The 12793-nt window shown below is 40.4% G+C and carries 15 protein-coding genes; 6 read left to right on the forward strand and 9 right to left on the reverse strand.

Annotation, left to right across the window (positions count from 1 at the left end; all coding sequences use genetic code 11):
• Positions 1–247 precede the first annotated feature (247 nt).
• The 3 genes from CSC79_RS14900 to CSC79_RS14910 are packed head-to-tail and all read right to left on the reverse strand — an operon-like array spanning position 248 to position 2059.
• The gene (locus tag CSC79_RS14900; protein ID WP_099296540.1) at positions 248–859 is read right to left on the reverse strand and encodes a hypothetical protein; all 612 of its coding nucleotides are present in this window, start codon (positions 857–859) and stop codon (positions 248–250) included.
• Complete coding sequence (locus CSC79_RS14905; protein ID WP_099296541.1) at positions 846–1397, reverse strand: RNA polymerase sigma factor; 552 nt, start codon at positions 1395–1397, stop codon at positions 846–848. Before CSC79_RS14905 ends, CSC79_RS14900 begins: the two co-directional genes overlap by 14 nt.
• A gap of 23 nt (positions 1398–1420) precedes the next feature.
• Complete coding sequence (locus CSC79_RS14910; protein WP_099296542.1) at positions 1421–2059, reverse strand: energy transducer TonB; 639 nt, start codon at positions 2057–2059, stop codon at positions 1421–1423.
• A 410-nt stretch (positions 2060–2469) separates the two neighbouring features.
• On the opposite strand from CSC79_RS14910, the gene CSC79_RS14915 reads away from it, so the two are divergent.
• Positions 2470–2976 carry a DUF3087 domain-containing protein gene (locus tag CSC79_RS14915; protein WP_099296543.1) on the forward strand — a complete coding sequence of 169 codons (507 nt, stop codon included), beginning with the start codon at positions 2470–2472 and terminating at the stop codon, positions 2974–2976.
• Positions 2977–3051: 75 nt separating this feature from the next.
• On the opposite strand, the gene dps is transcribed toward CSC79_RS14915, so the two are convergent.
• From dps to CSC79_RS14930, 3 genes are all read right to left on the reverse strand, one after another.
• Positions 3052–3567 carry a DNA starvation/stationary phase protection protein Dps gene (dps, locus tag CSC79_RS14920; RefSeq protein WP_099296544.1) on the reverse strand — a complete coding sequence of 172 codons (516 nt, stop codon included), beginning with the start codon at positions 3565–3567 and terminating at the stop codon, positions 3052–3054.
• A 298-nt stretch (positions 3568–3865) separates the two neighbouring features.
• A complete protein-coding gene (locus CSC79_RS14925) occupies positions 3866–5047 on the reverse strand; it encodes a diguanylate cyclase (protein WP_237114035.1) in 1182 nt (393 codons plus the stop codon).
• Positions 5048–5207: 160 nt separating this feature from the next.
• Complete coding sequence (locus CSC79_RS14930; protein ID WP_099296545.1) at positions 5208–5627, reverse strand: CBS domain-containing protein; 420 nt, start codon at positions 5625–5627, stop codon at positions 5208–5210.
• Between the two features lie 211 nt (positions 5628–5838).
• On the opposite strand from CSC79_RS14930, the gene CSC79_RS14935 reads away from it, so the two are divergent.
• Together CSC79_RS14935 and CSC79_RS14940 are read left to right on the forward strand one after the other, a co-directional pair.
• Entirely contained in the window at positions 5839–6924 is a 1086-nt protein-coding gene (locus tag CSC79_RS14935; protein WP_237114036.1) for a catalase family peroxidase, read from the forward strand.
• Positions 6911–7444 (forward strand): cytochrome b, encoded by a 534-nt coding sequence (locus tag CSC79_RS14940; RefSeq protein ID WP_099296546.1) that lies wholly within the window; start codon positions 6911–6913, stop codon positions 7442–7444. Before CSC79_RS14935 ends, CSC79_RS14940 begins: the two co-directional genes overlap by 14 nt.
• A 153-nt stretch (positions 7445–7597) precedes the next feature.
• Here the strand turns inward: CSC79_RS14940 and CSC79_RS14945 are convergent, their stop codons facing one another.
• Positions 7598–8170 carry a PepSY-associated TM helix domain-containing protein gene (locus CSC79_RS14945; protein ID WP_099296547.1) on the reverse strand — a complete coding sequence of 191 codons (573 nt, stop codon included), beginning with the start codon at positions 8168–8170 and terminating at the stop codon, positions 7598–7600.
• Positions 8163–8624, reverse strand: a complete 462-nt coding sequence (locus tag CSC79_RS14950) for a DUF4920 domain-containing protein (protein WP_099296548.1) — start codon at positions 8622–8624, stop codon at positions 8163–8165. Before CSC79_RS14950 ends, CSC79_RS14945 begins: the two co-directional genes overlap by 8 nt.
• Positions 8625–8792: 168 nt before the next feature.
• Here CSC79_RS14950 and CSC79_RS14955 point away from each other — a divergent pair, with 168 nt between their 5' ends.
• A complete protein-coding gene (locus tag CSC79_RS14955) occupies positions 8793–9767 on the forward strand; it encodes a hypothetical protein (protein ID WP_099296549.1) in 975 nt (324 codons plus the stop codon).
• A 4-nt stretch (positions 9768–9771) separates the two neighbouring features.
• Here CSC79_RS14955 and CSC79_RS14960 read toward each other — a convergent pair whose 3' ends face one another.
• Entirely contained in the window at positions 9772–10551 is a 780-nt protein-coding gene (locus CSC79_RS14960) for a DUF2189 domain-containing protein (protein ID WP_099296550.1), read from the reverse strand.
• A 213-nt stretch (positions 10552–10764) separates the two neighbouring features.
• On the opposite strand from CSC79_RS14960, the gene CSC79_RS14965 reads away from it, so the two are divergent.
• Together CSC79_RS14965 and CSC79_RS14970 are read left to right on the forward strand one after the other, a co-directional pair.
• Positions 10765–11145: a BlaI/MecI/CopY family transcriptional regulator gene (locus CSC79_RS14965; RefSeq protein WP_099296551.1), complete on the forward strand. Its 381-nt coding sequence runs from the start codon at positions 10765–10767 to the stop codon at positions 11143–11145.
• A gap of 26 nt (positions 11146–11171) precedes the next feature.
• Positions 11172–12716: a M56 family metallopeptidase gene (locus tag CSC79_RS14970; protein ID WP_099296552.1), complete on the forward strand. Its 1545-nt coding sequence runs from the start codon at positions 11172–11174 to the stop codon at positions 12714–12716.
• Positions 12717–12793: the final 77 nt, after the last annotated feature.

Here is a 12793-nt window from a genome sequence, read left to right on the forward strand (position 1 = left end):
CGGGTTCTGCTTAGGGGCGATTTACTCTTTGTTGCTCGGTTTTGACTTAGCCCACTAGGTTACAAACCTCGCGCCGCGATTAAACCGCTCCTAGTTTGAACGAATTTTAATCCGCAAAGGTCAACAGGCCCTAGAGTCCTGTTTATATCGGTAACCCTATTGTTTAAAGCTTAAGCTTTACTACTTACTTTTTAATAAATTTTTATTTTAAGTTCGAATTTCTCAATCCTTAGTTATTGATAACTCGTCACCCCCTACACACCTTTACCCCATCTCCCGCATGCTTAAGGGCGATAATCTGGCCTTGGCTGTTGTGGGCCATGGCGAGCATGTCGCCCATGGTGATGCCGCTTTCAATGGCGTGTTTGGTGTTTAGGTCATTCAATAATGAATCTTTTATTTGAATGAGTACTTCGTTGTGGCAGCTGGCGATGTACCAGTCGTCATCTACGCTAACTAATTTACCGTATTCAATGTAGCGCTGCTGGTGCAAGCGTAGGTCGGCGGCGAGTTTATCGTCGAGCTGTTGTTTTTGTGTTGTTATTTCACTTAAATAGCTCCCTGCACTGTCGACTTGGTGAACTTCTATAAAATGATAGTTACTTTGCTGCACTGCATAGGTGTTAAGTGCCGTTTGCTTTTCATTGGTGTTAAACATGGTAAAGCCGAGCACGACCAGCGCGCAGGCAAGGCCGGTCATTTGGAGCGGGAGTAAAAAGCGGGTGGGCTTTTTGTTTGCTGCATTATCTGAGAGTTGCGTTAATGCGTCACGTTGCTCTGCACTGAGCGTATGGCGTTTTTTACGCTCGCTAAAATGCTTATCAAGTTGCTCTTCAAATTGCTCGTTATGCTTGGTCATTGTCAGCTCCTAATATGATTTTTAAGTTTTGTTTTGCATAACGTAGCCGTGTTTTTACGGTTTCATGATTGCTTTGGGTGATATGCTGTATGTCGTCAAGTGAAAAGCCTTCTTGTTGTAGGCTGAGCGCTTCGCGTTGGACAAAGCTTAATTGCATTAACGCCTCATTAAACTTGTCGTAATCAAAAGGTTGCTCTGTGCTTTTTGCTGCAATTACGGTGCTGTCTTCAAGCTCTACAAAGCGCTGTTGTTTGCGGTATTCGTCAATTAACGCATTGCGAGCTAAACGAAATAGCCAGGCTTTTGGGTTTGCTTGAGGTTGATAGTGATGGCGTTTTTCCATCACTTTTAACCATGTTTGCTGGCTTATATCAAAGGCGAGTTGCTCGTTACTTTGCGTTACTAAATAATGATATAAGTCGTTACCGAACAAGGTGACGAGCTTGGTTAAGTGGCGTGTGTCGCCACTTTTTGCGTAGTCAGCTAAGTGATCGTCACTTGGCTGACTAATAAACCATGATTTTAAACTTGTAAGCATAGGCACCATCAATTTGTATTGCGCTACTGGGTTTGGTCTAATCTAAAATCAAGCTGCACGCTTTGGCCTGTTTGCACCTGTGCTACGCCATCAATCACTTTAGGGCGATACTTCCACCGTTTGATTGCTTTTAATGCTTCTCGGTTGAAAATACGTTTTGGCTCTGCATCAATCACTTTCGCATCAATCACTTCCCCTGTTGGAGATACATTAAAGCTTAATTGTACCCAACCTTCAATGCCATCACGTGCTGCGGTTGTGGGGTATTTAGGGTTTATACGCACAATGGGCGTGGCATCGCCCGTTGGGCGCGTTAGGTTTGTGTTGAAATCATTGCCTATTTTATCAATGCTAATGTCAGGCGTAATTGCGGTAGTAACGACGTTCGTATCTGTGCTTGGCGGTGTACGCGGGGGCACTTTGGGTGGCGTTTGCATTTTTGGTGGCGGTGGCAATGTTTGCTTTTGTTGCACTTTAGTGTCTTCGGGTACTTTGAATATCTCAACAACCACAGTGTCGCCGTTAAAGTTGGTTGCACGTTGCTCACCGGTTATTAAGTACTGCATAAAGGCAAAGGCGGCAAAGGTCATGGCTGCACCGCCCACAATCGCGGTGGTTGTTTTTAATGTGCTATTAGTTTGGGGAAAGTCTACTGTTTGCATAAGCAAATCCTCGGTCATTAATGATGTATTTATCACTAAAACGTGCGGTAAATTAAAAAGGGGTGAAATAGTTTTAAAAAGTTTCGTTTTTGTTTGCGGGCTTTGGTTACAATGGCATCTATACCCAAGCCACCTCAAGGTGCAGAATTCAGCGTTTCACAGGGGCTTAATATCAAGGCGTTACTTTGCAACAATGGCAATCCCTTTTAATAAGTAACAACGATGAGAGTAAGTTCCTGTGAAGCGCCCCATGGGTTGGTTTAAAAGCGATTTATACTGCGTTATTGATTTTAACAATAGAACCACTATTATTTGCAATCAATGCCTTGCCTAAATCGCTTTTAATTCCAACTGAAACTCGCACCTTGAGGTGGTTTGGGTATAGTATTTTTTAAATTTATTGGGCAGTTATGAAACTAATTCAAATTGATAAAGCGCGTTATCGTAAGCATTTAAACCGCGTAATTATTGGCTGCGGCTTGGGGTTAGCTGCGGGCAGTTTAGCTATTTCACAAACCTTAATTTTATTGTTTCCGGATGAAAGCGGCAGCCATTTTCATTGGAACTTATTGGGTGTGGTGGTAACCAGTTTAGCCATTGCGTATGCGTTAAATAAATACCGTAAGCATGACTTTATGACAGAAGTTGTTTATGTATGGGAGCTTAAACAAGCGCTTAATAAAATAACTCGTAAAATGCCAAAGCTTAAAGCCGCAGGTCGTGAAGGTAATGCGGATGCGCTGCTTGCTATTCATTATAGTTATGCGGGGTCACGTTTGTTGTGGCAGCTCGATGACAACACCATCACCATGGATGAATTAGCTATTAAGCAAGCTGAACTTGATAGCGTTGCTGAAAAATTTAACTTAATGCTCAATGCCGATGATTATGATGATGCGATTTTGAAAGCATTTTAATAATGTGATTAGGTAAACCATAAGCAATAAAAAGCTCGGCAATTGCCGAGCTCTTTTATATTTACCCTTAGGTAATTAACTCTGTAGTTCACCGGTTGATGATTCAATGTGGGCTCTTACAAACCATTGGAATTGCTCAAGCTCAGCAAGCTGTGCGATGATCATATCCTCTGATACAGGGTCTAGTTCAGCTAGTTTATCAACTGCTTTACGGTGATCAGCGTTAACCCCGTTATATACTTTATCTAGTGCGACTAGGTGATCTTTCACCAGCCCTTTACCAATTGAATAATCTTCCCAAGAGCGACGGTCAACGATTGATTTAGGAGTACCTACAGGTACGCCACCTAATGTTGCGATTCGTTCAGCAATGGTGTCGGTCATTTCGCGAATAGTTTCAACTTGTGGGTCCAGCATTTCGTGAACACCAATAAAGTTGGGGCCAACCACATTCCAATGAATGTGCTTTAAAGTTAGTTGTAAATCAATTAGCGCTACCATGCGATTGTCGAGTTGAGATATTGCTTGCTCTGCAGATTCGCTCGTCATACCTGGTGCTGTAAATTCTGCTACTTTTGAAGTGTTACTCATCACTACTCCTCGTTTTAGATAATTATCAAACCTGATTTACGGCTTGTATTTTGTGTTGTATGAATAGGAGCAAGCACTATGCCTAGTTGTTATTAAAATTTAAGTTGCTGTTATTTAGTTATTTTTATTTTATTTTTAGAGAGGGGATAAAATCGTCACCATCATCATATGAAAATTATGCACGAGGAGTGTAAATTATTCAGTGTGTAAAATAGGGACTTGAATCTTTATATGAATTGTTTTAAATGTGGATGCTGTCATGTATTGCCACTGAATACAGAACTCTAAAAAGCATTAACTATACCTCTACTTTGTTTCGCCCGCTCTCTTTGGCAACATACAAGCGGTCGTCAGCTTTTTGGATTAATAGCTCTAGGGAGTCATCGCTAAGTGAACTTGCAGACACACCAAAGCTGGCACTGATCGTGATGTGTTTATTTTTGACTGATAGCGGGGTTTCATTAATTTTTATGCGAATTTTTTCAGCTAAAGTCACAGCGCCATTAGCATTTGTTTCAGGCAGCAAAATTACAAACTCCTCACCGCCAAACCTTGCTAACACATCCGAACTTCTAATATTTTCTTTTGTGATACGCGCAACATGCTGAATGGCAATATCGCCCGCAGCATGACCATAGTTATCGTTAACAACTTTGAACTTATCAATATCAATCATGATGATACTGGATGGTTTTTTATTGCGTTTACTACTATGCAGTAGTTTTTCACCAATCATAAAAAAGGCACGTCTATTATAAATACCCGAAAGGTAATCATGGGTTGCTTCCCACTGCAATCTGCGTGCAAATGAGCTGATTTTTGAAACCATGGGCCTAAACACAAAAACGGCTTCAATTAAAATAGTAAAAATGGTGATTATAAGCACGACTTGTTGAGCAGAACGCAGGTTATCTACTTCATCTAGGCTTTCTTTTTCGTAAAGGCTAACTACATCATTAAGTGCAGTTAATAATGGCTCTTTTGCCATTTGTTTGAATTCTAAATTTTCAGAACTAAAAACCTCTATATTGCGAGGTGGCGACGCAAGAGTGTCTGATATTAGGCTTACAAAGCGTGCTAGTTGTTTATCTACATTGTTATCTTTGTTGAAGTAGAGGTTGAGCATGTCGTTTGAAAGCCCCGAAGGCTGATTATTTGATAATGCTTTATAGTGCTCAGATAGTAACGTTTGATGATTTGAGATCATTTGGTCTATGGCTTGCTGCGCTGTGCGTTTAGCATCACTGGAGCCTGTTTCTAAATAGTCGAGTGTGAACAAGGTTGCACGCTGGGTTAGCATACGCTGTTGACCACTGATATTAATAATTTTGCCAGTTTGTAGTTGTTGCTCAATTACTGAATTTAATAACATGTGGGCAGCAATAGCGAGTAGAGCAATAATAGATAAAGAGATAACGTAAATTCTAGTCATCATTCTTCGAGGGTTATGAATAGTGTCGCTCGTTTGTTCGTCGTTCAATGTGGCTATGCCTTAAAACGTACTAAGTAAAATAAGCATGATATTTGTGCTCGGCTATGATGTTGTTTTTCCTATCACTTTAAATATAGCGCTAGTATTTTAATTTGCACAATAAAGTAATCAGTTAGCCGCTAAGGCAGCCCCAGCTTACACTAAACAATTATGATAATAGCGCGGCAGCTAAACGCACAAAGTCTGACGATGTCAAAATACCGATTAAATCGTTATCTTCATCTACCACCGGCATACAGCCGTGTCGGTTTTCGACAAAGAAGTTAGCAACCTCATGTAAAGGTTGTTTAGGTTCAATGCTAGTAAAGTCCGTTGCCATGATATCGTGGATTTTGATTTGTTTTTCTTTTCGTTCAAGGGCTGTAGAGCTGTAGTTCGCCATGATCCCCATGACCTGAGCAATTAAAATCTTTTGCGTTAACATGCCCACTAAACCACCGCTTTCATTAATGACAGGAATGTGGCGGATGTTTTTTTCTTTCATTAAGTTGTGTGCATCATGCAAGGTATTATCTGCGTTAATAGCAAAGGGAGCTGGAGTCATTAAATCAGCTACTTGGTGAATCATAGTTCAATCCTTCTTAAATGAGTTTGTAATAAGTGTAGCTTTAATATGGCTGATTACACCGTAGTGAGATCAATGTTTAGTTAAAAAAACAGGTGATTCTATGGCTGTACTAAAACGACGATTACCAGAATAAACATTTATATTGAAATGGATTTTATAAAATGGCGGTCTGTAGGGGAGGGTTAAATCGTAAATAAAAGGCTATTTAAAGATGACAAAAACAACACGCAGTAACAAGCCTACTATTGGTGTTTTTCGTGTATGTGCGTTGGCAGTATCAATGGGGGTATTTGCAACAGCTACATTATATTTTGCCGGGGCTTTTAACGACGATCAAGTAACAGCACAAGCGTTTGTTGACTTGCAGCAAGGTAGTAAGGTGCATGCCGGATTTAGGCGGGCACATGCTAAAGGGATATGTGTTTCGGGTAATTTTGAATCTACCGGGTTGTTGTCAGCGTATTCAACCGCCAATGTATTTAAACTTGGCAATACACCCTTTATCGGGCGTTTTTCTATCGCAGGTAATAACCCAACGGCACCTGATTTAAAGGCACCTGTGCGTAGTTTGGCGTTTGTGGTAAATACTGCCACTGATGATGAATGGCGAGTTGCGATGAATACACCGCCGGTTATGGCTGTGGCCACGCCCGATGCTTTTTACAAACAACTACAAGCTCTTGCACCAAATCCTGAGACTGGGAAGCGAGATGCAAAAAAAATTAGCGCATTCTTTAAAGCTCATCCAGAGAGTAAGGCATTTAACGAATGGAAAGCCAGCTATACGCCAGCCAATAGTTTTGCTACGGAGCGATATAACAGTATAAATGCATTTTATTTGCACGATGCACAAGGGAAAAGGCAAGCCGTGCGTTGGCAGGCTGTGCCCAGAATGAGTGACCAAGAGGTCGCTGGACTTGATCAGCAATCACCTGATGCCTTACAACAGCAACTTATCTCACAATTAGAAAAGCAACCAGTTAGGTTTGATTTAATGTTTACGTTGGCTGATAGCAATGACGATGAAAATAATCCAACCATTCCATGGCCTTCATCGCGCCAAGTCATTAATGCGGGGTCTTTAGTTATTGCAGATTGGCGTTTTCAAAATGAAGGGGCATGTGGGGCACAAAACTTTGATCCACTCGTTTTACCTAAAGGGATGAGTGCAACTGCAGATCCTATTTTACGTGCTAGAGGTGCAGCGTATGCGCAATCATTTCGTCGCAGAGCAACAGAGACATTACTCAATCAGCATATAACAGATAAAGAAGGAGCAGGTGATGCACGCAACTAAACACTACTCAGCAACAAGCAGACTATTACACTGGGCAATGGCACTCCTGTTGATTTCAATGCTTTTTCTGGGCTTATCCATGGTACAAAGTTTAGCTGTGTGGCAAGTTGAAGCGGTCGCTTTGCATAAATCGTTTGGTATTGTCGCGCTGATATTGGTGATTATCAGGCTTATCAATACCTGGCGCAGTGTGTCGCCTTCTCTTCCTAATGAACTTAGCCAGCTGCAGCGTATCGCGGCGTCTGCAACGCATACCGGGCTTTATATTTCGATGTTGCTAATGCCGTTATCGGGTTGGCTAATGCAAAATGCGGATGGTCGGGTTGTGAATGTATTTGGGCTGTTTAGTTTGCCAAATTTGATTGCAGTTGATATTCGTTATTTTGCGTTTTTTCGTGAAGTACATGCGTTGGCTGCGTGGGTATTTTTACTGTTGATATTTATGCATATAAGCGCTGCGCTTTATCATGGGTTAATAAAAAGCGACGGTGTTTTTTCATCAATGTTTAAAGGTAGGTAACGCGTGACACCAATAGTAGATATCCAAAATGGTGAACCTCCTTCACTTATCTTTTATTAAGGTCTGTTGACCTTTACGGATTGAAATTTGTTCAAACTAGGGGCGGTTTAAGCGCTAATAGTGAAATAAAGTGAAGGTGCTCATCTTCACTTTTTACATCAATATATACAAAGCGGGTAAGGCGATACCGCTGAGTATCCACAGTGATCTTATACCCCAAGGGCTGTGTTTCCCTTTAATCATGAACAGACCACTTAGCGCTAAAAAAATGAGTAACGCAGCAAAGGCATCTGAAAATATAACCCAAGATGCTTTTGTCTCGTTCAGATGTAAGCGGTTAAATGCTTGAAATACATGGCGAGGAGTTATTTTTTCATACACTATTTGCTGATCTTTAAGGTTTAATAGTAGGTTATTGCCATTTTTAAAAAACAGTTTAAATTGAGTTGGTGATGCCCAATATGAGGCCTTAACTTTTTCATTAACTTCACTTATTGCAAGTAATTGATTAATGAGTTTAGTGTCGTTATCAAGTGACCACTTTTGGGCTGAGACAGATATTACAGCTTGTTCAACACGGTAATTAGGATTCCAGTCATCTTTGTGATTAACCGCAATCCCCGATACTGCAAAAATGATCACTAAACCCATACAAAAGTAACCAATATCACGATGTAAACTACGGTTTAATTTATACCAGTTAATTCTTCTTTTTGTTTTACTCAATAATCTCTACACCTGTAGGCACAAGTTGATAAATTGCCATTGGCTCTGTCACTGTGTTTTCGTCAAATTCATTCCCTGCTTGTTGTGCTCGGTGTGCTAACAAAGCTTTAGTTCGGGTCAAGTTGAGTTGGATTTTATTTAGCTTTCCTGTTGCCATTGCTTTGCTGCCTTTGGCAGTCATAGGAAATACCATATCGCCGTCATTAACCTTGATTTTCAAGTTTTGAAAACGCTTATCAGAGGCAATCGTCATCCAGCACCCTCGTTTAGCGCATACACCTACAACAGTCCCTTCAATGGTTACTTGTTGATCTAAAAAGCTATCCGGTGCGGCCATTATTGTCGAAATTTTTAATAAGCTTGCATTATCAACGGGTTTGCCAAATTGTTCTGCGTTGGCAGTGGAAAGCCCAATTGTGACAATAATTAAAACTAAGAGTTTGCAAAAATTCATCCTAGATCCTTTATGTTCAGTGAAATTTAGTCAAACCATTTTAAAGTTACGGACTAATAATTTTTTTAATATAATCATAAGTAATTAGTTATTGCAATTTCAGAGGGTAAGCCCTAAAGTTTGCTTGTACCCAAATGAGGGTTTTCTTGAGGTTTGTAAAGGAAAATTATGCGCCACTATCCACTCTATAAAATCGACGAAGTGCGTTTACGCCGCCTAGGAGTGGGGGTGATTAATACTTATAACCTAACTCATATAACCAATCTAGATACTGAAAAAGCTATCAACAAAGAGTGCCTTGATTTACTTGCATTAAATGACGATTGCACGCGTGATGATTTTATTGAATTACGCCAGCGGAGAAATATCAGTGATGATGTACCTGACGACGACTTATTTGCTCAAGTAATTGAAGATAATAATGGTAACTTATTCGTAGCCAGTGTTTGCCGTAATGATGATGACGAAACTATGTTTGAAATCTTTAGCGAACATTCATTAACAGAAGCGGTTTTAAAAGAAGTTGTGGCCTATATTAGTAAGGTTTTTTGTTGGTGCACACCTGTGCACATTTGTGTTTGGCCTGCGCCAGAATCACCACAAGTACAGCACTTACTGTCATTACTTGGTGCTCGCGCTGTTGACTCCTTATTAGGCAGCCAAACGCCATTGCTTGATGTGAGTGACGCTTTACAAGCGGATATCTCTTTACAGCCCTTTGAGCTTGAGAAAGATTGGCCTTGGTATAAGCAGGAATACAACCAGTTTCTAACAGAAAACCCAGCAATGGCAAACATAGTGCCAATCAGCGATAAAGAAGAGCTGATAGAATCCATTGAAGCTGGCTTATGTAGCATGGCATTCTATCAAAACCAGCCCCTAGGAATGGTTATGGGGGAGGTAAGTGAAGAGTTAGGCTTTAATGGTTTATTGGTGAGTGATATTTTTATTACTAAACAATTTAGAGGCCAAGGTTTAGCCTCGCCGATGCAGCGTTTATATTATCAACAGCATATAAATGATTTTGAACTTTTTTTTGGTTATATTGATGCAAGCAATAGGCCTTCATATAAGAATGCACTCAAACAAGGGCGTAAATTATTGCGCCAAGAACTTTACCTCCCAGCGCAATTGTTTCTATAAGCCGTTATTCATATCCACGTGATTTTTTGGTTTTAATAATGGCAATGTAGCCATGCCAGCTGGCATAACTAAGCAGTGGCATTATCACAATAAATCCGGTGCCGCCAGTTACAAAGCCCACAGCAACCAACACAAATATACAAACCGACCATACAATCATTGCTGAGAAATTACTTTTAACTGCATTCATTGAAGACATAACGGCGGTCATAATATCAACACGTCGTTCCATCATAATTTGCGGTGTAAACGCTGAAATGGCAAATACAGTAACCAACAGGATGCCACCTATAATACTGCCCAGTGTTAAAAATGCAGACAGTTCTTCAAATGTTGGGTTGGCATGACTTGGGTATAACGCATGTACCAAAGCGGCTAGACGCATCCAAATAATCATTATAACCATTAAAAGTATGGCAAACCCCCATTCACCAACCGGGTTTCTGAACATCGATTTTAACGAATGCATTAACGTTGGTTTATGCCCTTTTTCAAGCTCCCAGGCCACATCATATAAACCCACAGCAAATGCAGGGCCAATTAAGGCAAATGCAACAGTTGCAGGTAAAATAACAAGGTGGGTCCCTGTGTACAGGGCGCTGTAAATAATTGCTAGAGGAATAATTGTAAAAATTAATCCATATATAAGGCTAAGCAAGGGCGCGCGGGTCATATCTTTTACTGCTAGCGCAAGCCAATGAAAAGCAGCAAAAGTATCGACTTTGTTGCATTCTAAGCAACGTGCAAACTCGTTGTTTTTATCGATAGTGTTCGTTGACGGCATAAATGAGTCTCCTATTGGGGCTACTCTTTAGGTTTAGAACACTCGGGTATTATTTACAAATTTTTAAGGATTTTTTTGTTACCAACTTGTTTGTTGGTTGATGGTTTAGGTGCGCACAAAAATTAAAAACTAATTAATTAGTTGATAGAGTGAAAATTGCGCGCTATAGTATTTAAAACTAATTAATTAGTAGAAAGTTTAAAGGAAAACACAATGGCTAGAAATAAATCGACTCAGTTAACTGACGGTGAGCAGAGCATTATGGAAGTGCTTTGGAAGAAAGGAGATGCGTCTGTTCGCGACATAACGGATGAGTTATCAAAACAAAAACAAACAGCGTACACCACGGTACAAACACTGTGTAAGATTTTGGCGGAGAAAGGTTACGCTGATTTTAAAAAGGAGGGTAAAGCCTTTATTTACACCGCTAAAATCACCCAAAAAGAAGCACGACAAAGTGCGCTTACTTCAATGTTAAACAAGTTCTTTGGTGGCTCTCCTAAGGTGTTAGCACAGCATTTAATGCAAGAGACTGATATAGACCTTGATGATTTAGAAGCACTGCAACGTAAAGTTGATGAAAGCAAAGATTAATCAATCCAGATAAGGATGTGAAGACAATGATGATTGAATATACCTTATTAACAACCTTGGCATTTCACCATCTAGTAATTGGCTTTATTTTATTGATAGGGCTGTCGGTATTTAACCGATGCGTAGCAGGAAGTGCAGAATTAAAAAGTTGGCTTTGGATGACGGCGTTTGTTGCTGCAACGGTGATTCCTTTTAGTTTGATCACCCAAGGTAACGAAAATACGCGAGTGAATGTGAATACTCCGGCGCCAACTATTGTATCTAATCAGGCGTCTAATATGCCACACTTTGGCAAAACAGATACCGTCAATACATCAGATGATAGCTGGCACTTACCCAGCGAAATTGTATTCAACTTCTCGTTTTTGCTTAGTTTAGGAGTGTTTATATGGTTTGCTGGTAGTGTATGGCGAACTTTCACGGTGCTTTCATCATACATTCAAACGCGATTTTTATTACGCTCTACCATTATGCAAGCACCCCACCTTTCAACGCATATCGATACCCAGGTCTATACCTCAGATAAAGTATCTTCTCCTTTAGTTATTGGCTTTAAAGAGCCAAAAATTATTATTCCTCAAAGTCTGACCGAACAACTTAAAGATGAGCAATTACGCGCAATCGTCTTACATGAACATGCGCACATTAAGCGTAAAGACAATTGGTTTGGTTTATTTCAAGAAGTTATTGCCATTTTATTTTGGTGGAGTCCGGTGATTCGTTTACTCAACAAACGTATTCATGTTGAGCGCGAGATAGCCTGTGATTTACGTGCGGTGAATGAACTACAAAGCACTCAGTTATATGCACAATCGTTAATAGATTGCGCTAAGTTAATGATCACACAACAACGCAGTGTGCTGGCTATGGGATTGTTTAGTAAGAAAAAAGAGTTGAATTATCGCGTTGGTGTCGTGCTAAATAATAAGCAATTTAAAAAGCCACGGTTCGCTACTATTGTCTTAATTTGTGCGGCTGTAACAGCCACAACAATTCAAGCTACACAAGTGTTTTCACCTAAAATTAGTATTAAGCACACGGTGAAAGATGCGCGACATTATTCATTATTACCTCAGGCTGAAAGTAATCTATTAATAGAAGCTGTCTCTCGAAATGATATTGAAGCGGTAAAAGCACTTCAAAACGAAGGGGTTGATATAAACATTCCGCTAATTGGCGATGGCACTGCACTGATGATTGCTGTAAAGCAAAACAATAGAGTAATGGCGCAAGAGTTAATCGATCTAGGAGCCGATGTAAATCAATCATCCAGCGGCGATGGTAACCCTCTAATAGTTGCCGCAATGAGTAACAACCTAGACTTGGCGAGATTACTACTAAATAACGGCGCTGATGTAAACGCGGTTGTACCAAGGGATGAAACGGCGCTTATCAACGCAAGTTATTTTGGCTTTTATACCATGACAGAGTTGCTCATTCAACGAGGTGCCGATGTTAACTTGGCTGTCACAACAGGTGCATCAGATGGCTATCAACGACGCTCACCTTTGAATCGTGCGCGCACTGAGCGTATTAAATCACTTCTTATTGCTAATGGGGCGCGCCAATAAAATGCGGTAGTGGTTTTGGGCCCCATAATTTTATGCTAACGCTGATTACATTTCGTTAATCAGCGCCAACAAACACA

The sequence above is a fragment of the Pseudoalteromonas sp. 3D05 genome (assembly GCF_002723455.1).
Classification (GTDB): Bacteria; Pseudomonadota; Gammaproteobacteria; order Enterobacterales; family Alteromonadaceae; genus Pseudoalteromonas.